21 protein-coding genes are annotated in these 22,695 nt (G+C 62.5%); 14 read left to right on the forward strand and 7 right to left on the reverse strand.

Annotation, left to right across the window (positions count from 1 at the left end; translation table 11 throughout):
- Window positions 1–785: phosphonate ABC transporter ATP-binding protein (gene phnC / locus ACILRA_RS01830; protein WP_395660385.1), on the reverse strand; the 785-nt coding region annotated here is incomplete at its 3' end.
- Window positions 786–1,053: 268 nt separating this feature from the next.
- Here phnC and ACILRA_RS01835 point away from each other — a divergent pair.
- From ACILRA_RS01835 to ACILRA_RS01845, 3 genes are all read left to right on the forward strand, one after another.
- On the forward strand, window positions 1,054–1,893 hold the full coding sequence (locus ACILRA_RS01835; protein WP_395660386.1) for a hypothetical protein: 840 nt from the start codon (window positions 1,054–1,056) through the stop codon (window positions 1,891–1,893).
- A 131-nt stretch (window positions 1,894–2,024) separates the two neighbouring features.
- Complete coding sequence (locus tag ACILRA_RS01840) at window positions 2,025–2,870, forward strand: peptidyl-prolyl cis-trans isomerase (protein ID WP_395660387.1); 846 nt, start codon at window positions 2,025–2,027, stop codon at window positions 2,868–2,870.
- Window positions 2,867–3,853, forward strand: coding sequence for a HupE/UreJ family protein (locus ACILRA_RS01845; RefSeq protein WP_395660388.1), 987 nt, complete (start codon window positions 2,867–2,869; stop codon window positions 3,851–3,853). The genes ACILRA_RS01840 and ACILRA_RS01845 overlap by 4 nt, the downstream gene beginning before the upstream one ends.
- 11 nt (window positions 3,854–3,864) lie before the next feature.
- Here ACILRA_RS01845 and ACILRA_RS01850 read toward each other — a convergent pair whose 3' ends face one another.
- The gene (locus tag ACILRA_RS01850; protein ID WP_395660389.1) at window positions 3,865–5,328 is read right to left on the reverse strand and encodes a phosphomannomutase; all 1,464 of its coding nucleotides are present in this window, start codon (window positions 5,326–5,328) and stop codon (window positions 3,865–3,867) included.
- Window positions 5,303–6,724, reverse strand: coding sequence for a mannose-1-phosphate guanylyltransferase/mannose-6-phosphate isomerase (locus ACILRA_RS01855; RefSeq protein WP_395660390.1), 1,422 nt, complete (start codon window positions 6,722–6,724; stop codon window positions 5,303–5,305). The genes ACILRA_RS01850 and ACILRA_RS01855 overlap by 26 nt, the downstream gene beginning before the upstream one ends.
- A 331-nt stretch (window positions 6,725–7,055) precedes the next feature.
- Between ACILRA_RS01855 and ACILRA_RS01860 the strand changes: the two genes are divergently transcribed.
- Window positions 7,056–7,949 (forward strand): phosphotransferase, encoded by an 894-nt coding sequence (locus tag ACILRA_RS01860; RefSeq protein WP_395660391.1) that lies wholly within the window; start codon window positions 7,056–7,058, stop codon window positions 7,947–7,949.
- A complete protein-coding gene (locus ACILRA_RS01865; RefSeq protein ID WP_395660392.1) occupies window positions 7,946–10,387 on the forward strand; it encodes an FAD-dependent oxidoreductase in 2,442 nt (813 codons plus the stop codon). Before ACILRA_RS01860 ends, ACILRA_RS01865 begins: the two co-directional genes overlap by 4 nt.
- A gap of 83 nt (window positions 10,388–10,470) precedes the next feature.
- Here the strand turns inward: ACILRA_RS01865 and ACILRA_RS01870 are convergent, their stop codons facing one another.
- From ACILRA_RS01870 to ACILRA_RS01880, 3 genes are all read right to left on the reverse strand, one after another.
- Window positions 10,471–11,313 (reverse strand): EamA family transporter, encoded by an 843-nt coding sequence (locus tag ACILRA_RS01870; protein ID WP_395660393.1) that lies wholly within the window; start codon window positions 11,311–11,313, stop codon window positions 10,471–10,473.
- 76 nt (window positions 11,314–11,389) lie between these two features.
- Window positions 11,390–11,947: a TadE/TadG family type IV pilus assembly protein gene (locus ACILRA_RS01875; protein WP_395660394.1), complete on the reverse strand. Its 558-nt coding sequence runs from the start codon at window positions 11,945–11,947 to the stop codon at window positions 11,390–11,392.
- Entirely contained in the window at window positions 11,944–12,486 is a 543-nt protein-coding gene (locus tag ACILRA_RS01880; RefSeq protein WP_395660395.1) for a TadE/TadG family type IV pilus assembly protein, read from the reverse strand. The genes ACILRA_RS01875 and ACILRA_RS01880 overlap by 4 nt, the downstream gene beginning before the upstream one ends.
- Before the next feature lie 562 nt (window positions 12,487–13,048).
- Here ACILRA_RS01880 and ACILRA_RS01885 point away from each other — a divergent pair.
- The 9 genes from ACILRA_RS01885 to ACILRA_RS01925 all read left to right on the forward strand — a co-directional run bounded on the left by ACILRA_RS01885 (window position 13,049) and on the right by ACILRA_RS01925 (window position 21,873).
- The gene (locus ACILRA_RS01885; protein WP_395660396.1) at window positions 13,049–13,222 is read left to right on the forward strand and encodes a Flp family type IVb pilin; all 174 of its coding nucleotides are present in this window, start codon (window positions 13,049–13,051) and stop codon (window positions 13,220–13,222) included.
- A gap of 150 nt (window positions 13,223–13,372) precedes the next feature.
- The gene (locus tag ACILRA_RS01890; RefSeq protein WP_395660397.1) at window positions 13,373–13,873 is read left to right on the forward strand and encodes a prepilin peptidase; all 501 of its coding nucleotides are present in this window, start codon (window positions 13,373–13,375) and stop codon (window positions 13,871–13,873) included.
- Between the two features lie 84 nt (window positions 13,874–13,957).
- Entirely contained in the window at window positions 13,958–14,866 is a 909-nt protein-coding gene (gene cpaB, locus ACILRA_RS01895) for a Flp pilus assembly protein CpaB (protein WP_395660398.1), read from the forward strand.
- Window positions 14,867–14,942: 76 nt separating this feature from the next.
- A complete protein-coding gene (locus tag ACILRA_RS01900; RefSeq protein WP_395660416.1) occupies window positions 14,943–16,328 on the forward strand; it encodes a type II and III secretion system protein family protein in 1,386 nt (461 codons plus the stop codon).
- Window positions 16,329–16,340: 12 nt separating this feature from the next.
- On the forward strand, window positions 16,341–17,027 hold the full coding sequence (locus ACILRA_RS01905) for a CpaD family pilus assembly protein (protein ID WP_395660399.1): 687 nt from the start codon (window positions 16,341–16,343) through the stop codon (window positions 17,025–17,027).
- 48 nt (window positions 17,028–17,075) lie between these two features.
- The gene (locus ACILRA_RS01910; protein ID WP_395660400.1) at window positions 17,076–18,335 is read left to right on the forward strand and encodes a CpaE family protein; all 1,260 of its coding nucleotides are present in this window, start codon (window positions 17,076–17,078) and stop codon (window positions 18,333–18,335) included.
- Window positions 18,335–19,867 (forward strand): ATPase, T2SS/T4P/T4SS family, encoded by a 1,533-nt coding sequence (locus ACILRA_RS01915; RefSeq protein ID WP_395660401.1) that lies wholly within the window; start codon window positions 18,335–18,337, stop codon window positions 19,865–19,867. The genes ACILRA_RS01910 and ACILRA_RS01915 overlap by 1 nt, the downstream gene beginning before the upstream one ends.
- Before the next feature lie 6 nt (window positions 19,868–19,873).
- Window positions 19,874–20,887 (forward strand): type II secretion system F family protein, encoded by a 1,014-nt coding sequence (locus tag ACILRA_RS01920; RefSeq protein WP_395660402.1) that lies wholly within the window; start codon window positions 19,874–19,876, stop codon window positions 20,885–20,887.
- Window positions 20,888–20,898: 11 nt separating this feature from the next.
- A complete protein-coding gene (locus ACILRA_RS01925; protein ID WP_395660403.1) occupies window positions 20,899–21,873 on the forward strand; it encodes a type II secretion system F family protein in 975 nt (324 codons plus the stop codon).
- Between the two features lie 45 nt (window positions 21,874–21,918).
- On the opposite strand, the gene ACILRA_RS01930 is transcribed toward ACILRA_RS01925, so the two are convergent.
- On the reverse strand, window positions 21,919–22,545 hold the full coding sequence (locus ACILRA_RS01930; RefSeq protein ID WP_395660404.1) for a tetratricopeptide repeat protein: 627 nt from the start codon (window positions 22,543–22,545) through the stop codon (window positions 21,919–21,921).
- Window positions 22,546–22,695 lie beyond the last annotated feature (150 nt).

Consider the following 22,695-nt stretch of genomic DNA (forward strand, 5'->3'; position numbering starts at 1 on the left):
GCCGAGTCATCCGGCCGTGCCGCCGCTTCCGAAAGGTCCAGCACGTCGTTTGCTTCTAGTCCGTAGAGATCGCGGACCAATTCGTCGGTGAGTTCTTCAGGCTTGCCATCAAATACGAGTTGGCCAGCCTTCATTCCGATCAACCGCGAGCAGTAATTGCGGGCGAGATCGAGTGAGTGGAGATTGCACAATACCGTCATGCCGTTTTCGCGATTTAAGGCCCGGAGCGTGTCCATCACGATGCCAGAGTTGCGCGGATCGAGAGATGCGACGGGCTCATCCGCGAGAATAATGTGCGGGTCCTGCATCAGTGTCCGCGCGATCGCAACCCGCTGCTGCTGTCCGCCTGACAGGCTTTCGGCACGCTGGCTCGCCAGGTCCCCAAGGTCGAGCCTGTCGAGAGCCCGCAATGCTGCAAGTTTTTCCTTCTCGGGCCACGCCTTGATCATGGCCGCAAGCGTGGAGACCGACCCGATCCGGCCCATCAGCACATTGGAGAGTACGTCAAGCCGTCCAGCCAGATTAAACTGCTGGAAGATCATGCCACAGGACGAGCGCCACTGCCGAAGGGCCCGGCCCTTGAGGTGGGTGATGTCCTTGCCCTCGAAAAGAATGCGGCCTTCGCTTGGATCGACCAGCCTGTTGATGCAGCGCAGCAGTGTCGATTTGCCAGCACCTGAACGGCCGATCACGCCGACAAACGCCCCGCGCTCAATCTCCAAAGAAACACCGGCAAGCGCTGGCTTGCCTGCGTAGGACTTTCCGAGTTTCTGGATCGTGAGCATGGTGTACGTCCTCGTGGTTGGTTCCTTAATCGAAAGCCAACGACAGGTTCATGACGGTCATGTCTCATCCGGATGACGGCAATTGAAGCCGGCCGTGCTTCTGCCTTCCCGGGCGCCGTCCGGCGGCGGTTGTACGATTGGGGCCGAGAGTGTCACATTTGTCCCAATTGTGCAGAAATGGACAGTTCCAACCGGAGAACTCATGTAGGATTCATTGAGATTTATTGACAAGAACTGACGCCGTTTTGCTTTCGTTGGAGATGTTTCAATGAAGAATGGAATTTTGGCATCGGCCGCAATGCTGCTTTTGGCCTGCGGGACCATGGCACCCGCCACGGCGGCTGATCTCGCTCCATCCCCAGACACCGGAGAATGGAAATTCACTCTTGCACCCTATGCGTGGGCTGCCGGTCTCAATGGTGATGTTGGGCTTTTCGGTTTTTCGCCGGTAGATATCGACATTCCTTTCTCTGACATCATCCAGAATCTCGATTTTGCCGCCATGGGTGTCGCCGAGGCCCACAACGGCACGTGGGGCGTCTTTGCGGACCTGAACTACATCAGCCTCTCGGCAGGCGGGTCGAGATCACGCGCCCTCGAGCGTGACATTCTCGAGCGCTTCGATGTGGAAGCGCAGGTCAACGCCTCTGCCGACATCACGGAGTTCATCGGCACAGTCATGGGCGAATGGCGGGCCGTCAATTCGGACGAGATGACACTGGATCTTATGGCAGGTGCCCGCTACTGGAACATCGATAACGACATCAAGGTGACTGGAAGCGTTTCCGGCAGTGGTCCGCTCGGTACGGAAATCACCCGGCAGGTCAGCGGTTCGGATGGTGCCTCATGGATCGACCCCATGCTTGGCATCAAGTCGCGCATCGATACGGATACGCCATTCTACCTGACGGGCTGGGGTCTGATCGGCGGTTTCGGCGTGGGCTCCGATTTCAACTGGGATGTGATGGGCGGCGTTGGCTATGAGTGGACCGACAGGTTCTCGACGGTGCTCGGCTATCGTGCGCTCGGCGTCGACTATGCGAACGACGGCTTTGTCTATGATGTCATCCAGCAGGGCGTGGCCTTCGGCGGCGTAATCAGCTTCTAGCCCAGATCAGCAGGGTGCCATGGTGAGGGCGTCGCGCACGGGGAGATCTTTCGCAGGCCCCCTGGGGTTGGTGGCGCTTGCCACGCCAGCGCCTGCGTTCCGGAGCCCCCACTGATGACCGGTGCGCTGTGATGCGCCGCCTCCTCCGGGAACCGCTCGTTCATTTTCTCGGTCTGGCCCTGCTGATCATTGTGGCGTACTGGGCGATCGGGCCCCGGCAGGATGATGCGGATACGGTCATCGTCGTCTCGCCCAATCGCATCGAGCAGCTTTCGGCTGTGTTCGCAAGGACATGGCAGCGCCCGCCGACGGATCAGGAACTGAAAGGTCTGATCGACGACTTCGTCAAGGAAGAGATTTACGTCCGTGAGGCGCGGAAACTCGGGCTCGATGCAGACGATACCGTGATCCGGCGCCGGTTGAGGCTTAAGATGGAGTTCCTGTCAGATGCGGAGGCTGAACTCACCCCGCCCACTGATCAGCAGCTCATGCAATATCTTAGCGATCACGCGGCAAGCTTCGCGAAACCCCCGCTCTACAGCTTTGATCAGGTGAACTTCAGCCTGGACAGGCGAGGGCCGTCCGCCGAGACCGATGCGCGGACTGCCCTGGTGGCGTTGAATGGCGCGGAACCGCCCGATCCTGTCGGATTGGGTGATCCGACACTGCTCCCATCTTCGCTGAACGATGTGGACCCTGCAACCATCTCCCGGGCGTTCGGCGAGGCCTTCGTCGAATCCCTGCGCTCACTCCCCATCGGTGTCTGGTCGGGTCCGGTCGCGTCGGTCTATGGGCTACATCTTGTCCGGCTCCGGGTGCGGCAGGAGGGAGCCTCACCCACCCTTGCGGATGTGCGTGACCAGGTCTTGCGGGAGTGGATGCACGCGAGGAAACAGGAAATCGAGGCCCAGCGCCTGAATGCGCTTCTGGCGCGATACACGGTCGAGGTGCGTCTTCCAGGCAGCAAGCCGCCGTGATCCGGATTCTCGCCGCATGCCTGGCGTTGCTGATGGCTTGTCTGCCGGCTGCCGCCCATGAGCTCCGCCCCGCCTATCTCGATCTGCGCGAAACCGCGCCCGGCGTTTACGCCGTGGTATGGAAGAGCCCGGCCAGAGGCGACAGGCGTCTCGGCATCTCGCCACGGCTGCCGGATGTGTGCACGCCCAATGGTGAGCCTCAACGCGCCATCGAGAGCAATGCCTATTTCGAGCGCCTGACGATCACATGCAGCGTTCCCCTGAAGGGGCAAATGATCGGCGTGGATGGCCTGGGCGCCACCTATACCGATGCGCTTTTGCGCATTGCTTATCTCGATGGCGCCGTGGAAACGGCGAGGCTGACGCCCGAGACCGCGTTCACCGAGGTCAAGGGTGCGCAGTCAGCCCTCGAGGTGGCGCTCACATATTTCACTCTGGGCGTCGAGCATATCCTCGAAGGTGTCGATCACCTGCTCTTCGTGTTTGCGCTGCTGCTTCTCGTCAAGGACTGGCGCTCGCTCGTCAAGGCGGTCACAGCTTTCACAGTGGCGCACAGCATCACGCTGACGGGCGCCACGCTCGGATATCTGAGCCTGCCGCAGGCCCCGGTGGAGGCGATCATCGCGCTCAGTGTCGTGTTCGTGGCGCGTGAGATCATCATGGGCGGGAGAGGGCAGGGGGGCCTTTCGGGCCTGATGCCCTGGACCATGGCGTTTGCCTTCGGCCTGCTCCATGGTTTTGGCTTTGCGGGCGCCCTCAGAGAGGTCGGTCTTCCGCAGTCCGATGTGCCCCTGGCTCTCCTCAGCTTCAACCTGGGTGTGGAGGCCGGTCAGCTCGCCTTCGTGGCCGCAGTACTTCTTCCCGCAAGCCTGGCGAGGTTCATGTTCAAGCTGGAACCGAGGCGCTATGCCATGACGGCAGCCTACGCGATCGGCGCCATTGCCATGGTATGGTTCATTGAGAGAATGACGACGCTCATTTAGCAGTCGGCCATTCAGCCGATGATCACGTCCTTGCCAAGCAGGGTGAGGCAGTCGCTGCACAGCCGGGCGGCCCTCTCAGGCGTTGCGGCCTCCGCATAGCAGCGCAGTTCCGGCGCATTGCCCGAAAGCCTGAGATGCAGAATGTCTCCTGAGCCGAGCGTGGCCCGCACGCCATCCGTGGTATCAAGCGCAACCACGGTCTGACACTCCGTCCCGGCGAGACGCGCGAAGCCTGACGGATCCCCGGCCAGCTTCGCCAGCAATTCACTGCAGACGGGGATGTTGACGTTCTGCAGGCGGTCGCTGAAGGTGTAGCGCCGGGGAAGCCCCGCGACGAGTTCCGATACGCGGCAGCGCTTGCTCCAGGCCGCCGATAGCAAGAGGATCATGGGAAGCAACGCGTCACGCGTCTTCAGCGCCGCAATGCGGCGGCCGTTCCATGTGATGTCCGTTCCCAGAAGGAAGCCACCATTGGCTTCATAGCCGGCCACGGGCCCCTTGCCTGCCTGCTCCATCGCAGCGATCACATGCGGAGAGCCGATCCTGGTGCGGACCGTCTCCGCGAATGCTCCGCAGGCCTCGAGTGCGGTGTTACTGCTCACGGGTGTCACCACGGTTTGCGCGCCAATCGCCCGGGCGCAGAGAATGCCGACCACGTCGCCCCGCAGCCATTCGCCATTCTCATCGGCAATCAGCGGTCTGTCCGCATCGCCGTCCGTGGTGAGAATGGCGTCGAAGCCGTGCTCTCTGGCCCAGGCCCGGCCCTGGTGGCGGTCCTCCTCACTCACCGCCTCCGTATCGATGGGAACGAATGCATCGCTGCGTCCCAGACCGGTAGTCTTCGCACCCAGCGCCTGCAGGATCGTGTGAAGCAGGTCGCGCGCGGCGGAGGAGTGCTCATAGATGCCGAGTTTCATCCCCTCGAGACTGCCGCCGCCGAAGGCATCGGTGTAGCGCCGCACATAGCTTTCCAGCACCGTTGGGTCAGCCGGGGGAAGGGCTACGGCGGGCGCTGGCGCGAGTTGTATGCGCGTTGCCAGCATGCGCTGTTCGTCTTCCTTGCTGATCTCGCCCAAGGGCAGGTAGAACTTGATGCCATTCCTGTCGAAGGGAATGTGGCTCCCCGTCACCATGATGGCAGGCGCCAGGCGTTCTTGCGCTGCGAAGGCGAGGCCGGGTGTTGGCAGCACACCGCCGTAGACGGGCTCGAACCCCTGGCGCAGTGCTTCCTGCCAGCAGGCACGCGCGATTTCCGGGCTGCTCGGGCGAAGGTCGTGGCCGATCAGCACTGGCCCGCCCTTCGTTCCGCTCAACGCGAGAAAGGCGTGCACATAGGCCCGGCAGATGTCTGGCGAGAGATCGCGCACCAGCCCCCGCACGCCGCTGGTGCCGAAGCGGACGCCGGAGCGTTCAGAGAGGGCCGCGAGAGTTTCCGGCTCCGGACCTGCGTCAATTCCGTGCATAGGCGTCGTCATAGCGGATGATGTCGTCCTCGCCAAGATAGCTGCCCGTCTGCACCTCGATCAGGATCACCGGTGTTTCCCCGGGGTTCTCGAGCCGGTGGATCGCGCCTTGCCTGATGTAGGTCGACTCGTTCTCCGCCAGCAGGCGGACTTCGCCATCCACAGTCACGCGCGCCGTGCCCTGCACGACGACCCAATGCTCCGAACGGTGCAGATGTGACTGGAGCGACAGCGCCGCGCCCGGTTTCACCACAATGCGCTTCACCTGGAAGCGCGGCCCGATGGCAAGGCTCTCGAACCAGCCCCAGGGCCGGTGATCGCGGCTGAACTCCGTTGCCTGCTTGACCTTGCGCGCCTTCAGAAGGTCGACCGCTTCCTTCACGCGCTGTGCATCGCCCTTGCGCGCCACAAGCACTGCATCTGGCGTCGCCACCGCCACGATGCCGTCAAGCCCGATGGCAACGAGTTCGAGCCCGTCTGCTTCCGAGCGCAACAGCGACTGCCGGCAATCGAGGGCGAGCACCTTGCCGGACATGACGTTGCCGATGGGATCAGGCCCGCTCTCCTGCCAGACGGCATCCCAGCTTCCGAGATCGGACCAGCTGCCGCCATACGGCATCACCACAAGGTTGGAGGCCTTCTCCATGATCGCATAGTCGATGGAGATGTTCGGCAGTTTCGTCCAGGAAGACACCGCCATCCTGGTAAAGCCCAGGTCTGTGGATGATTGCCGCAGGGCCTCGCCCGCGGGCCCGGCCATGTCCGGCGCATGCTGCTCGAAAGCCGCGATGATGGCCTCGGCGGAGAACAGGAAAATCCCGGCATTCCACAAGAAGGTTCCCGCCGCCAGCATGGCCTCCGCCTCGGCGGGGCCGGGCTTCTCGATGAAGCGCGAGAGTGCTTGCGGCAAGGTGGCGGCCGGTGATGAGCCCGCCGCAAGTTCGAGATAGCCATAGCCCGTCTCGGCCCTGCTGGGCGCAATGCCGAAGGTCACCAACTGACCGGCTTTCGCAGCAGGCAGAGCCGCTTCGGCAGCACGGAGAAATTCCGCCTGATCCGGGATCACGTGATCTGACGGGGCCACGAGCATCAGCGCATCAGGGTCACGTTCGTGGAGCCAGAGCGCTGCGCAAAGAATGGCTGGCGCCGTGTTGCGCGGGTCCGGCTCGATCAGCGTGGCCGCTGCCGGCAACCCGATGGCGCCGAGCTGCTCCGTCACGATGAAGCGGAACTGGTCGGACGTCACCACCAGCGGCGGCGCCAGCCCAGGACCGGACAGCCGCCGGGCCGAGGCCTGAAACAGGCTCTCCTCACCGAGGAGTTGCGCGAATTGCTTGGGAAAGCTCTGCCGCGAAAGGGGCCAGAGCCGCGTTCCACTGCCTCCGCAAAGCAGGACAGGATAGATCACCTTCAACCCCCGTCTTTTCGGTTCCAGGCAGGCAAGGGGAGATGGCACGAAACCAAGGCGTCCGCAAGCGGGCCCCGGGGCCAGAGCATGATCCGCAAAAGTGGAAACCACCTTTGCGATGAGACCATGCTCAAGCTATTGATCTTGCTCTCGTGATCAGATTAGGGCTTGAGGATCCCGCGGTCAGAAGTCCCAAAGAAGCGCGGCACAGGGGAGAAACCATGACCAACAGGACGCCGTTTCACCACCTTGCGGCTTTGGCCTTCACGGGCATGATTGCTTCAGCCGCCGCCAAGCAGCAGGCCCGGCCCGGTCTTGCGGAGGCATGAGCATGTCGGCAGGCATCCCGAAACATATCCTGGACCTTCCATGCTGGAAGGGCACTCCGGCCGCGGAGCCCCTGAAGGGCGGCCTTTCGAACGAGAGCTGGAAGGTAACGGACGAGGCAGGCTCCCACGTCGTGCGTTTCGGCAAGGACTTTCCCGTGCACCACGTCGACCGCGCGCGCGAGGCGATGAGCGCCAGGGCCGCCTATGCCGCGGGCTTCGGGCCCGAGGTTGAATACATATCCCGTGGCGTGATGGTCCTGGCCTACATCGCGGCGCGCACCTGGGTGGCGGCGGATGTCAGGGCAAACCCGGCGCGCGTGGGCCAATTGCTGCGCGAGTTCCACCACAAGCTGCCTGCGCATGTCACCGGTACCCCTGTCATCTTCTGGCCCTTCCATGTGATCCGCGACTACGCGCGCACGCTGCGCGAGGGGCAAAGCGCGTTCCTCGCTGAACTGCCGCGCCTGCTTGCAATGTCGGAAGCTTTTGAGGCGGCGCAGCTGCCGCTTCCCATCGTCTTCGGCCACCATGACCTGCTGCCCGGAAACTTCCTCGACGACGGCCAGCGCCTGTGGCTCATCGATTTCGAATACGCGGGCTTCGGCACCGCCATGTTCGACCTCGCGGGCGCGGCCGCCAATGCCGAGATGGATGAGGCTGAGGCTGAGGCGCTGCTTGGCGCCTATTTCGGCACGAAGCCCGATGACGCCACCTGGCGCGCCTTCGATGCCATGCAGGGCGCAGCCCTGGTGCGTGAGGCGATGTGGGCCATGGTGTCGGACATTCACCTCGCCGCACCGGGTGCCGACTACAAGGCCTATGCGGCCGAGAACCTCGCCCGCCTCACCGCCTTCCTTCACCGCTACCGCGAAAAACACGGGATGATTCCAGAATGACCCTGCCCACCCACGCCCAGATCATCGTCATCGGCGGCGGCATCATCGGCTGCTCGACGGCCTATCACCTCGCCCGTGACCATAAGGCGGATGTGCTGCTGCTGGAGCAAGGGCAGCTGACCTCGGGCTCCACCTGGCATGCGGCGGGCCTCGTCGGCCAGCTGCGCGCCTCGGCCTCGATCACGCGGGTGCTCAAATATTCCGTCGAACTCTACAAGGGCCTCGCAGCCGAGACGGGTCTCGACACAGGCTGGAAGATGACCGGCTGCCTCCGCCTCGCCACAACGCATGACCGCTGGACCGAATACCGCAGGCTTGCCACCACCGCGCGGAGTTTCGGCATGGAGATGCACCTCGTCTCGCCCGCCGAGGTGAAGCGCATGTGGCCGCTGATGGACGTCTCCGATCTCGTCGGCGCCAGCTGGCTGCCGACGGACGGCCAGGCCAGCCCGTCGGACATTACCCAGTCGCTCGCCAAGGGTGCGCGCATGCACGGCGCGCGCATTGTGGAGAACATCCGCGTCACGGGTTTCCGCATGGCAGGCAGCCGCATCACCCATGTCGAGACCACGCAAGGTGTCATTTCCTGCGAGAAAGTCGTGAACTGTGCCGGCCAGTGGGCAAGGCAGGTGGGCGCGCTCGCGGGCATCACCGTGCCGCTGCAGCCGGTGAAGCACCAGTACATTATCACCGACCGCATCGAAGGCCTCAGTTCCGATGCCGCAACCATCCGCGACCCGGACCGCCGCACCTATTTCAAGGAGGAGGTCGGCGGTCTCGTCATGGGTGGCTATGAGCCCAATCCTCAGGCCTGGACCTCGGGCGACGTGCCGCTGGACTGGCAGTTCCGCCTGTTCGACGACGACTATGACCATTTCGAGCAGCACATGGAACAGGCCATCGCCCGTGTGCCCGCACTCGCCTATGCCGGCGTCAAGCGCATGATCAATGGGCCAGAGAGCTTCACGCCTGACGGCAATTTCATCCTCGGCCCCGCGCCCGAATGCGCCAACATGTATGTTGGCGCGGGCTTCAACGCCTTCGGCATCGCCTCGGGCGGCGGTGCTGGCTGGGTGCTCGCGCAATGGGTGGTGGCGGGCGAGGCCCCGCTCGACCTCTGGGTCGTCGACATCCGCCGCTTCTCGGACCTCCACAAGGACCGGGACTGGGTCAGGGAGCGCACCTGCGAGGCCTATGGCAAGCACTACACCATCGGCTTTCCGCATGAAGAGTATGAATCGGGCCGACCGCGCATCGTCTCGCCGCTCTATGACAGGCTGAAGGCGCAGGGTGCGGTCTTCGGCTCCAAGCTGGGCTGGGAGCGCCCCAACTGGTTCGCGCCCACCGGCGTCGAACCGCGCGATGTCTATGCCATGGGCCGGCAGAACTGGTTCGCCCATGTGGGCGAGGAGCATGCCCACGTGCGTGAGGCGGTTGGCGTCTTCGACCAGTCGAGCTTCGCCAAGTACGAACTCTCAGGCCCCGATGCCGCATCCGCGCTGGAATGGATCTGCGCGGCCCCTGTGGCGAAGCCGCCGGGCCGTCTTACCTACACCCAGCTCCTCAACACGCGCGGCGGCATCGAGGCGGACCTCACCGTGGCGCGCCTCTCGGATGAGTTGTTCTACATCGTCACCGGCACCGGCTTCCGCACCCATGACCTCGCCTGGATCCGCGACCACCTGCCCGATGGCGCGCGGGCCGGCCTCCGGGACGTGACCGAGCACTGGGGCACGCTTTCGCTGATGGGCCCCCGCGCGCGGGACGTGCTGGCCACCGCAGCGCAGGCCGACGTCTCGAACGCCGCCTTTCCCTTCGGCCATGTGCGGCAGATCGCGGTGGCGGGTGTCATGCTGCGCGCGCTGCGCATCACCTATGTGGGCGAACTCGGCTGGGAACTCCACGTGCCGCTGGCCGATACCGGCAAGGTCTATGATGCGCTGATGGCGGCGGGGGCTGCCTTCGCCATCAGGCCTGTGGGCTACCGCGCCCTCGAGTCGCTCAGGCTCGAGAAGGGCTACCGCGCCTGGTCATCCGACATCACGCCCAATGATACGCCCTTCGAGGCGGGCCTCGGCTTCGCGGTGAAGATGCGCTCAAGCACGCCCTTCCTTGGCCGCAACGCGCTCGCTGCCGTGGCGGGCCAGCCGCTCACCAAGCGGCTGGCGGGCTTCACCATCGCCGATCCGGAAGCGGTGCTTGTGGGCCGCGAAACCATCCTGCGCAACGGGCAGCCCGTGGGCTATCTCACCTCCGGCGGCTTCGGCTACACGCTACAGCGCAGCATCGGTTATGGCTATGTGCGCAACGCCCAGGGTGTGAGCGACGACTTCCTCCTGTCCGGCCGCTACGAGCTCCTGGTGGCTTCCGAAACCTATCCGGCGGAGATCGGGCTCTCGCCGTTTTATGATCCATCGGGCGAAAGGGTAAAGGCGTGAAGGCGGAACGGTATGGGGGAGTGAATTGACCGCCGAAACAAGGCCTTGGCGGCGCGGGAAGCGGCCCGCAGGGGGGAGGCTGATCACGCCAGCCGGATCAGCACCGCGCCGATGACGATCAGAACGGCTCCCCCGAGGCGGGGCAGGGTGACGGTTTCCTTCAGCACCCCCATCGACAGAAGCATCACCACCAGGATGCTCGTCTCGCGCAGTGCGGCCACGCTGGCGATCGGCGCATGCGTCATCGCCCAGATGGCGATCCAGTAGGCCCCGCCGGACAGCAACGCGCCGGTGATTCCCGTCTTCCAGTAGGGCGCCACCTCGCGCAGGATGCGGGGGCCGCGCATGGCCAGGACGGCCACCGACAGGAACAGGGCGTCGAACACGAAAACGAGGCCGGTATAGCCCGAGGGCGCACCAGAGATGCGCCCGCCTATTCCGTCGACGATCGTGTATGTGGCGACGAAGACCGATGTGCCAATGGCGAAGAACAACGTCAGCCCGTCAAGCCGGAGACCACGCTGCCCGATGAGGCTGATGACCCAGATGCCGAGCACAAGCAGGGCAACGCCAGCGCCGCCGGTGAGGCTCACCTCCTCATGCATGAAGGCCCAGGTGGCGGCGAGCGTGAGCAGGGGCGCTGCACCCCTGGCGATGGGATAGACCTGGCTCAGGTCCCCCGTGCGGTAGCTCCGCGCCAGAAACAGGAAGTAGCCGAGGTGCAGGAGGCCGGACAGGACCGCATAGGGAACGCTGGCCGCCGAGGGCCAGGGAAACACCGCCAGCATGGCAGCCCCGAGCAGGCCCATCAGCGTCTGGATCAGGCAGAGCGACAGGAATCGGTCAAGCTTCAGCTTGACCAGAACGTTCCAGCTTGCATGCATGACGGCCGCGGCAAGCACGGCCAGAAAAACGGTAAGGTCCACACGACTGCTCCAGCCATGCCCATAGAGCATGATCAGCCGAAGTGGAAACCCCTTTTACCCGGCCTTCCCTGCAGTCTCAGCAGTTCGGGCATTCCAGATTGTTGCCCGCGCGCGGCCGCATCATAATTTGCTCACGAAGCGTGAATTCGGTCTTTCCGAGGATATTCTTGCCGATGATGGTGGTGATGATCGGCTCGTGGGTCACGCACACGACGGTGATCACGAGATCATTGCCCGCTGTCATCAGGCCACCGAGGCCCGCCTGGCTGGGTGCTCCACAGGGCACGCCAACTCCGTTGTCAAGGTCCCATCTCAGCACGGGCAGGCCAGCGGACCGCCGGTAGGCGTAGATCTCCACCCGGGCGGGCCCGGCTTGTGCCGCGCGCATCATGATCTCGGCCGCCGCGAATGAATCTGCAACGTCGTTGGCTGTTGTGGGGGTCTCGAGACGGATCACGTCGTCGCCTACCACATTGGCTGCGTAAGACACCCTGCGGCTGTCGGAGAGAAGTGCGGTCAGATCGATCAGGCCGAAGAACATGATCAGCATTACGGGGAAAATGATAGCCATCTCGATGGCGGCCACGCCGTCTTCTTGCCGGGCAAAGCGGAGCATCCGGTGGCCGATCTTCATTCGATCAACTCGGTCCTGAAGGCCGCGATGCCATGCAGGCGGCGGGCATCGATGCCCTCCACGTTGGCCAGCGGCCTCATGAAGGGAAAGATGAACTCCCAGTCATGGGTGGCAACGATGACCACGGCATCTCCCGGGGCACCGGGTGAGAAACTCAGCACGCTGCCAGGGTCGATGCTCGAAATCTCGGGAACATCAAGGCCTTGGAAGTTCCCGGCACTTTCCAAGGCTAGTCCAAGCCGCGTCTCGCAATCTCTGACCAAGGCGCCCTGGTCGCATATCATTTCCCGGAATTCGTCCCCGGTCATCGTGCCCGGTCCGGCAACACGTAACATCCGGCCGGCCTGCTCCACGGCATTCTGGATCGAATACTCCGTGAACAGCATGATCCCGATTTCCATGATGACCCCGAGCAGGAAGAAGAAAGGCATCGCAACGATCGCGAATTCAATGGCCGTCGCCCCATCCTCGGCGCGCCGGAACCTTGCGATCCTGCGAGACACCTGTCTGTCGGCAACTGGCTCTTGCGGGATTGTCACGATCCATCCTGTACAGCGAAACCGGCGCATGGCTTGCAACGAACGAAGATATGCGAAAGAGGTGAGAAACACAATCTTTAGAGGTGAATTCTGTCAACGGCGTGTCCAAGGCATGCTCAGGCAGTGGCGTGGCACATGCGAAGCTGTCTCACCAGGATCGGCATCCAGCAGTATTGCCACAGATGATCCGCCAAATGTCCAAACGTTACTCTCTGCCTCGGTCTGCGCAAAATTCAGCAGACTGAACCGCTATAACAAGAATTACGACCTATGATTGCTTTAAACTACTGATATTGTAGTCCTTCTCGACTGGCATTTTATTTGAATAGATGCATGTATTATTTCAAAAAACTGTCAAATTACAAGTAAAAAAATCAATCTAAGGTTATTAGTTTGCCTTTAATGGTTGTATAATTAAGTACATGACAAGCATGAGATCTCTTGACTTCTGCATTCATGATCCATTAAGGGGTATTTTATAACCTTGGGTTTCGATTAAATTGCCCAGCACGTAATGTGTATTGGGATGTGATATTGGTAGAACTAGGAAATGGAGTTGAAAATGAAGAAGTTCATTCGCTTTCTGAAGGACGAGTCGGGCGCTACGGCGATCGAGTACGGCCTCATCGCCGCCTTGATCGCGGTCGTGATCGTCGGCGGGGTCACCGCGGTTGGTACCTCTTTGGATGCGCTATTCAACAGCGTTGCATCCGAGCTCGATGGCGTCGTTGAATGACGATAATCGCACCGGCGAGGTCTGATATTTGACGATCTCTGTCCTCTGCTGTTTGCGCGTTAATGTCAGTCCATCTCGAACCACCGGTGCTTGCACCGGTGGTTTCTGCTTCTATCGTGGCATCTCCACCCGACAACATCAGCGTTCTCGATGACAGTGTTTGCCGCAACCGTTTTTGCCGTGCTCGTCATGCTTGCGGCCTCGTCGGACGTGTTGTCCCGCCGCATACCAAACTGGCTCACCTTGACGATGGTGGCAGCCTTCTTTCCGTTGGCGTGGGCGTCCGGAATGACTTTGCCCGTGCTTTCTGTTCATGCAGGCATAGGACTGGGCTTGCTCGTAATTGGGTTCGCCGTCGCGTCTCTGGGTTTCTTCGGCAATGGTGACGGAAAGTTGCTGGCGGCGGCGGGCTTGTGGATCGGGTCGGCAGCACTTGCTGATTTCCTGACATGGACTGCGCTTGCGGGTGGCCTCTTGGCGCTGGCAGTCCTCGTGTGGTCCTTCCTGGCCTGGATCTCCTCCCATCTAGCGTCCGGCCGACAGCACCGCAGCGGCTGGCCGCGGGAGAAGCTTCCCTATGGCTATGCTATTGCAGCTGGCGCTCTCCTCGCCTTGCCGGAGAGCTGGTGGTCAAACCCATTCCCGCAATAAGTGTGGTTAACGCAAATTTGACCATTACACCCTAAAGTGGTCGAAATTACCTGATATCGATCAGCCTGAACCGGGGACGAGTGGATGAGCAGGGCACGTATTCTGATTTTGCTTCTGGCGATTGGCAGCGCGATCCTCGCTGTCGTCCTGGCCCGTGGCATGCTCGGCCAGCAAGCGGCCCCTCCCGTCACCGTCGAGGCGCCGGCCCCGACGGTGCCCGTACTCGTGGCCGCCAAGGATATTGCGCTGGGTGAACGGCTGGTCGCCATCGCCGTCGAATGGCGGGACTGGCCGCGCGACAACGTGGCGCCGTTCATGATCACGCGTGAAGCCAAGCCAGCCGCGATCACGGAGTTCGAAGGCCGCCGTGCGCGGGCAGCGATCCTCGCAGGCGAACCGATCGCCGAAAGCAAGCTCCTTTCCGCCGATAGCGGAAGCCTGATGAGCTCCTTTGTCAGGCAGGGTTTGCGGGCAATTTCAGTCCGGATTTCTGACCGGTCCGCAGCCGGCGGCTTCATCCTCCCCGATGACCGCGTAGACATCATCGCCACGGTAAGGGTCATTCTCGAATCCGGCTTCTTCGGCGGTTCGGACAAGGTCCTCTATTTCACCAGCACGATCATCGAGAATGTGCGCGTGCTTGCGATCAACCGGACGGTTCCCCCCGTCAATGAACCCAGCATCCAGAAGCCCACGATCGCCGTTCTGGAACTCGATCCCCAGCAGGCCGAGATCATCGCAAGGTCAGAAGAGCAGGGGGAGCTCGATCTCGCCCTCCGCTCCCTTGCGCCGGAAGACGGAAGCCCAAGTGACGACAGGCCAAGGCTCGCGGCAGCCACTGCATCTCCCAACAGCGTGGAAGTCTACAAGAGGGGCGTACGCTTCCAGTTCAGCTGCAATCCGCAATGCGATCCTGTCCTTGGCAACATCAATGCGCCATTCCCGCTCGTCGTTCGCGACAACGGTGTCGGCCAATCGCCATCCAACAGGTGACCGCATGACCATGAACGCGACCCATCTTCGCCCCCTCCGCATGCCGCGATCGCCGTGGCGTAGCATGTTGACCGTGATGGCCACCGCAATCTGCGCAACCAGCCTGGCCGGACCCGCGCTCTCTCCGGCCCATGCCACCGACGCCGCCGCGATCGATGTGAGCGGCACCCGGCAAGACTCAGGCCGCTTCCTGCGCCTCGGCCTGTCGAAGAGCGCTGTGATCAAGCTTCCGGCGGAGGCCTCGGACGTCATTGTGGGGGACAGCGGCATCGTCGATGTGGTCCTGCGCAGGAAGAACACGGCCTATCTCTTCGCCCGCCAAACCGGCCAGACCAACATCTTCTTCTTTGGCGCCGACGGGCAGGAGATCCTTCATCTTGACCTTGAAGTGGCCGCTGATACGAAGGCGCTGAAGGAACTGCTTGACCGCGCCCTGCCGGGCAACAACATCACGGTTGATAGTGCACGTGCAAACATCGTGCTGCGTGGTACCGTTGCCAATGCCGAGGAATCCAAGAAAGCGGAAGAACTGGCGTTCCGCTATATGCGCACGAGGTCCTCCGGCTTCCTCGGCTCTGCCGCGCCCGGATCGCCCATCGTCAACCTGCTGACCATTGCCGAGGGCCATCAGGTGGCCCTGAAGGTCCGCGTCGTCGAACTGAAGCGCACCGTGCTGAAGGAGTTGGGCATCAATCTCCAGGGCGCGCTGGGCGATCTGGCGTTTCAGAACACGCCCGTCGGAATTTTTGATCAGATCGGGTCCCGCATCCTGGACTCCACGCTCAAGATCGGATCGGGCAGCAACTCCGTCGACGTGAGGCTGCAGGCGCTTGAGGAACAGGGCTTGGCCACCACCCTGGCCGAGCCGACATTGACCGCGGTATCCGGCGCATCAGCGAGCTTCCAGGCCGGCGGTGAATTCCCCTACCGGGAATGCGCCGGACCCGAAACGCAACTGGAATGCACAATCAAATTCAAGCCTTACGGCGTGACGCTCGCTTTCACGCCAACGGTCCTGGCGGAGAACCGCATCGCTCTCAACATCGCGACCGAGGTGAGCGAACTGGGCGACCGCGAGTTGGGCATTCCCTCGATCGATACCCGCCGCGCGCAAACCACTGTTGAAATACCCAGTGGCGGCTCGATGATGATGGCGGGCCTCATCAAGGACGTCACCTCACAGGACATCAAGGGAACGCCGGGCCTGAAGAGCCTGCCCGTGCTCGGCGCGCTGTTCTCCAGTCGCGAGTATGAGCAGGACCAGACTGAGCTCGTCGTCATCGTCACGCCCTTCATTGCCCGTCCGGTCAAGGAACGGCAACTGGCGACGCCGGTGGACGGCTTCAATCCGCCGACGGACCTGCAACAGATCTTCCTCGGCCGGTTGAACCGGGTCTATGGCCCCCCCGGCGGTCATCCGGCTGGCGTGTTCCACGGCCAGGTTGGCCACATCATCGATTGAGCGGAGACAGGCATGAACAGAACTCAACAAGCGACTGCTGCCGCCCGCTTCGCCGCCATGCTGCTGGTGTCAGTAGCGGCCACCGCGCTGGCCGGTTGCTCGCAGGATTTCGAAAGCGAAGATGACGTTTATGTGCCGCGCGCCGGACAGGACCGCTTTCCCATCGAAGTGGTCGAGATGCCGGTGAAGATGAGCATCTCGGCCCAGTCCGGCCATCTGCCGCCCGAGGATGCAAAACTTCTCGCGCGCTTTGCCGTGGCTGCCCAGCAGAACCGGATGACGCCTGTGTACGTCAGCTATCCCGATGGCAGCGCCAGGGCCCGTGGCGTGTCGCAACAGGCCGTCCGCTATCTGATGCGGCAGGGCGTGCCGCGCGCAGCGATCCATACCGCCAGCTACAATGGCAAGTCGGACGTCGTCTCGCTTGCTTTCACCCGCAAGATCGCCGCGACGAAGCAATGCGGAGACTGGTCGACGAATGTCGGCAATACGCCCCTGAACGAACCCTATCCCAATTTCGGCTGCACGTTGCAGAACAATTTCGCGGCCATGGTGGCGAACCCTGAGGACTTCGAACGTCTTCGTGACATGGGCCCGACTTCGGCGGTGGGCCTTATGCCAGGCCTGACCAACTACCAGGCCCAAACTGCCCGGCCTACCCGTCCCTCGACCGACATCATCTTCGGGACCCTCGACTGATCGTCCTCACGGACCTCGGGAACACATGAGCCATATGGCAGGATAGGCATGAAGACCACATCCACCGCAACCGCCAGCATCGCCGGCCACCAGGATCTCGTCGCGCAGGTCCCGCGCATCTCCATCCATGTCTACTGTGACACACAGCAGACGGCGGAAATCGCGCAGCACGCGGCGGCCGACCGGCGCATGCAAAGGGCCCATACCTCGGTGCATCTGGGCGGGATCACAGCCGCATTCCACGCCTTCCAGACGGAGGCCACGCCCAATCTCCTCATCGTCGAATCCCGCAGTCCGCGTGACACGCTGCTATCCGAACTGGCCATGCTTGCCGAAGTCTGCCAGGCGGAGACGAAGGTGGTGGTCATCGGCCATGTCAACGACGTGCTCCTCTATCGCGAGATGATGCAGCGCGGTGTGAGCGAATACCTCGTGGCGCCGCTTCAGCAATTGCAACTGGTCGAGGCGATCGCCTCGCTTTATCAGAGCGCCACGGCAACACCCGTTGGCCGTGCCATTGCCTTCATGGGCACCAAGGGTGGCGTCGGTTCCAGCTCTCTGGCTCACAACGTGGCCTGGGCCGTTGCACGCAACGGCAATGTCGAAACGGTGATCGCCGATCTCGACCTTGCCTTTGGCACTGCCGGCCTGAACTTCAACCAGGATATCGCCCCCGGCATCATGGAGGTGCTGGGCCAGCCCGACCGCGTGGACCCCACGCTGCTGGAGCGGATGCTGACGAAGGCCGGCGATAAGCTGAGCATCTTCGGTAGCCCGGGGGGAGTGGAGCGGGAATTCCTGATTGAGCCCGCCGCAGTCGAGTCCATCCTGACGGGCCTTCGCGCCAGCGTGCCGGTTACGGTCATCGATCTCCCCGCCCTGTGGGCGCCTTGGGTGAAGTACACGCTGATGCAGGCCGATCAGGTCATCATCACCGCCACACCCGATCTCCCGAGCCTGCGCAACGCAAGGAGTCTGGTCGATACCCTCAAGGCCGGCCGCCCCAATGATGCGCCACCGTTGCTGATCCTCAACCAGACAGGCGTACCAAAGCGCCCGGAAATCTCCGCAGCGGACTTCAGCAAGGCAGTGGGCGTGCCGGTGAGCGGCAGCATCCCCTATGACGCGCAGAGCTTCGGCGTGGCCCAGAGCAACGGACAGATGGTTTTCGAAGTTGCGCCGAAATCGAAGGCGGTTGCCGCGATATCCGCATTGGTTCAGCAATTGGTGAAGACCGAGAAGGCGGTGCAGAAAAGCTCGCTCACCTCCGCGCTGATGAAGAAGTTATCCCTTCCGAGGAAGAAATGATGTTCGGAAAGCGTTCCGGAGAAAATCCTCTGCGCCAGTCGCTGCCATCGCCCGGGCCGGTGGAGGCATCGCCCGGCCTTCCGCCGCAAGACGTCCCGCGTCAGGATATGCCTCTTGCCGCGCGGCCGGGCTCGATTCCGCCAGCAGCTCCCGCCGGGCAGCTTCCGCCGGTCTCGCCCCCGCCCAGGCAGGCCGCCACCGCACAGTCGATCACAGGCAGTTTCGAGCCGAAGACGGCGCTCCGCAAGTCCGATAGCTACTACGACATCAAGAGCACGATCTTCAACGCGCTCATTGACGCCATCGACCTGACACAGCTCGGCCAGATCGACCGCGAAGCGGCCCGCGACGAGATCAAGGACATCGTCAACGAGATCATCACGCTCAAGGACGTGGTGATGTCGGTCGCCGAGCAGGAGGAACTGCTCGAGGATATCTGCAACGACGTTCTGGGTTTTGGTCCACTTGAACCATTGCTGGCGCGCGACGACATCGCGGACATCATGGTGAACGGCGCCAATGCCACCTTCATCGAAGTGGGCGGCAAGGTGCTGAAGACGGGTGTCCGCTTCCGCGACAACACCCAGCTCCTCAATATCTGCCAGCGTATCGTGAGCCAGATCGGCCGCCGGGTCGACGAGGCCAGCCCGATCTGCGACGCGCGCCTGCTCGACGGCTCACGCGTCAACGTCATCGTTCCGCCGCTGGCGATCGACGGGCCGACGCTCACGATCCGTAAATTCAAGAGAGACCGTCTTAGGCTGCCGGACCTCGTGAAGTACGACTCCATCACCAAGGAGGGGGCGATCATCCTCGAGATCATTGGCCGCGTTCGCTGCAATGTCCTTGTCTCGGGCGGCACGGGTTCGGGAAAGACGACGCTCCTCAATTGCCTCACCGGCTACATTGACCTCGATGAGCGGGTGATCACCTGCGAGGACGCAGCCGAACTGCAATTGCAGCAGCCCCATGTCGTGCGGCTGGAGACCAGGCCTGCCAACCTCGAGGGCGAAGGCGAGATCACCATGCGTGACCTGGTGAAGAACTGCCTGCGCATGCGGCCTGAGCGCATCATCGTCGGCGAAGTCCGCGGCCCCGAGGCCTTCGACCTGCTTCAGGCCATGAACACCGGTCATGACGGGTCGATGGGCACGCTCCACGCCAACAGCCCGCGCGAGGCTCTGCAGCGCCTCGAATCGATGATCACGATGGGTGGCTTCGCGCTTCCGTCAAAGACCATCAAGGAGATGATCTGCGGTTCGATCGACGTCATCATTCAGACGTCAAGGCTGCGCGACGGATCCCGCCGCATCACCCATGTCACGGAGGTGATGGGCATGGAAGGTGAGGTGATCATCACGCAGGATCTGTTCGTCTATGAGATCATGGGGGAGGATGCGAACGGCAAGATCATCGGCCAGCACCGGTCGACGGGCATCGCGCGGCCGCATTTCTGGGACAGGGCGCGCTACTTCGGAGAGGACGCACGTCTTGCCGATGCCCTCGAGAAGGCCGAAACCCTCAACGGTTGATGTTCGATGAACCTTGACAGCAACCTTCAGCAACTGATCATCCTGGCGATGGTCGCGCTGGCTGTCGGCGGGTTCGTTCTGGCGGTCTTCCTGCCGGTTTTGTCGCAGGGGCGGTCCGAGACGAGGTTGAAGAACGTCGTCGAGAGCAGGAAGCCGGTCTCCCGCAATGGCCAGCTAGCGGCGGGTAGGACTTCGGAGGTCTCGCGGGAGAACAGGCGCAAGCAGGTCCAGCAGTCCCTGAGGCTTGCCGCGGCCCGGGAAAAGGGACGCAAGAAGCGCGTCACGCTGCGCATGCTGATCGCCCAATCCGGGGCGGAGATTTCGCTCTGGACGTTCTGGTTGTATTCTGCGGTCCTGGGCGCGGTTGTTACGGCCGTTGCCTACCTGGCAAGTTTTCCCTGGTATTTGTGCGCCCTGTGCGGTTTCGTGGGTTTTCTGGGGCTGCCACGCTGGGTGCTTGGCTATCGTCGCAAGCGCCGTCAGGAAAAATTCCTGAGTGAATTGCCGGACGCTCTGGACATCATGGTACGCGGACTGAGGTCCGGCCTTCCTCTTTCCGACGCGCTGAGAGTTGTCGCCAACGAGACTCCGGTGCCGATCGGGCCAGAGTTCAATGAGGTCGTCGAGGGCCAGCGCGTCGGGATCACCATCGAGCAGGGTCTCGAGCGCATGTTTGAGCGTGTGCCACTCCAGGAAGTGAACTTCCTCGCGATCGTCCTCAGCATTCAGTCGAAAACCGGAGGCAATCTCACGGAAGCGCTGAGCAACCTCTCGAAGGTTCTCCGCGACCGCCGCAAGATGAAGAGCAAGATCCGGGCCGTGTCGCAGGAAGCGAAGTCGTCGGCAGCCATCATCGGTTGTCTGCCGTTCCTCATCGCAGGCGCCCTTTACCTTCTGAATCCTGACTACCTGGTCCCGCTCTTCGATACGCAAGCCGGCAACATCATGCTAGGCATCTGTGCGGTCCTGATGGTCTCCGGCATTCTTGTGATGCGCAAGATGATCGACTTCGAAATATGATGTGATCACACATGCTCGATATCCTTCTCAGTTTGCAGCGGCCTGAAAACCTGATCGCAATCCTGATCGGGGTGGCGGCCTTTGCGACCGTCCTCTCGCTCACGGCACCCTTCGCCGGCGATGATGTCCTAAAGGCGCGCATGAAGCTCGTCGAAGCCGAGACGATCAAAATGCGCGCAAGCCAGCGCTCTGCGCTCTCGGGCAAGGAGGGAAGGCTGCGTGACGCAGCGCCGAAGAGCCTCGCGGGGCAACTGGTCAAGACGTTCAACCTGCGCCGCATCTTCGAGGCGGACTCCTCACGCGACATGCTGCGCCAGGCAGGGCTGCGCAGCGAGCGGCATCTGGTGAGCTATCTCGCCTTGCGTTTGGCAAGTCCCATTCTGCTGGCCCTGTTGGCCTATGTCTATTCGGCTGTCGTCGTGAGGGACCTGTCGCCGCAGGTGCGGATGGTGATCACCATCCTGGCGGCCGTGGCTGGCTATTATCTGCCCGTCATTCTGCTCAAGAACCTGGTGACGCGCCGGCAGATATCGATCCAGCGCGCCTGGTCGAATGCCCTTGATCTGCTGCTGATCTGCGTCGAATCCGGCATGGCGGTGGAGCCTGCTTTGCAGCGCGTGGCGAGCGAGATTGGCGCCGCCTCCGTTCCGTTGGCCGAGGAACTGACCCTGACGGTTGCCGAATTGTCCTATCTGCAGGATCGCCGCAAGGCTTTCGAGAACCTCGCAAAACGGACGGGCATGTCGACGGTTAAGTCCGTTACCATGAGCCTCATCCAGTCTGAGCGCTACGGCACGCCACTGGGAACCGCGCTTCGCGTGCTGGCGCAGGAGAACCGTGACGCGCGGATGTCGGAGGCTGAACGAAAGGCTGCGGCACTTCCGCCGCGGCTCACGGTGCCGATGATCATGTTCTTTCTGCCGGTCATCTTCATCGTCGTTCTCGGTCCGGCTGGGATCGACGTCTTCCAGACTTTCTCGCGGTAAGTGACCTTCTCGCCATAACCCCTCTTCGCAGCGGTCGGCAATGCCTCAGCCCTTGCCGCCTTCGCTGATCTGCTGCCACGTATTGGGCTGTGACAGCATCTTCTGCAGATATGCCATGTTGGCCTGGACCTGGTCCGGAGGCAGGTCCTCACGCGCGAGGCTGCTGGCCTCCTCGAAGCGGCCCTGAAGGCCTACCACCAACGCGAGGTTCTGGCGGATGCGTGGCTCGCTCTTGGAGCGCGGCAGCGCGTCGGCCTGCCGGAGCGTCGCCTCGGCCTGCTTGAGGTTCCCTTCGAGGGCATAGGACATGCCAAGATTGTTCATCACGCTCAGGTTCTGCGGATCGCCAGCAAGCGCCTTTTCATATTGGGCGCGAGCCTTCTCGTAGAGGCCCTGCTGGTCGTAGACGGAGCCGAGGGCCGAGTACACGCGCCAGTCAGCCTCCTTGCTTGCGGCCGCGCGCTCGAGCACCGGGATCGCCTCGCTGGCGCGGCCCGCCGCTGCAAGCCTGCGGCCATACAGGCCGGCGAGCTTGCCGTTATCGGGATTGCGTTCGACCATGCGCGCATAGACAGAGAGTTGCTGGTCCGTCTGCCCAATCGACTCGAGGGCATTGGCGTAGGCCAGCCCCTTCGAGACGTCAGCTGGGTTGGCCTCCCATTTCTTCCCCATTTCAGCCACCGCCTCGAAAGACACAGGCGCGGTCGAGGCCGTGCTGATATCTCCGGATGGGTCCAGGCGGGATGCCTGCTTGCAGCCCGTCAGCATGGTTGCGGAAGTGAGAGCCAGAAGGATTGCGAAATACCTGCCCCGGCGTGGCAT

The sequence above is a fragment of the Aestuariivirga sp. genome (assembly GCF_044239095.1).
Classification (GTDB): Bacteria; Pseudomonadota; Alphaproteobacteria; order Rhizobiales; family Aestuariivirgaceae; genus Aestuariivirga.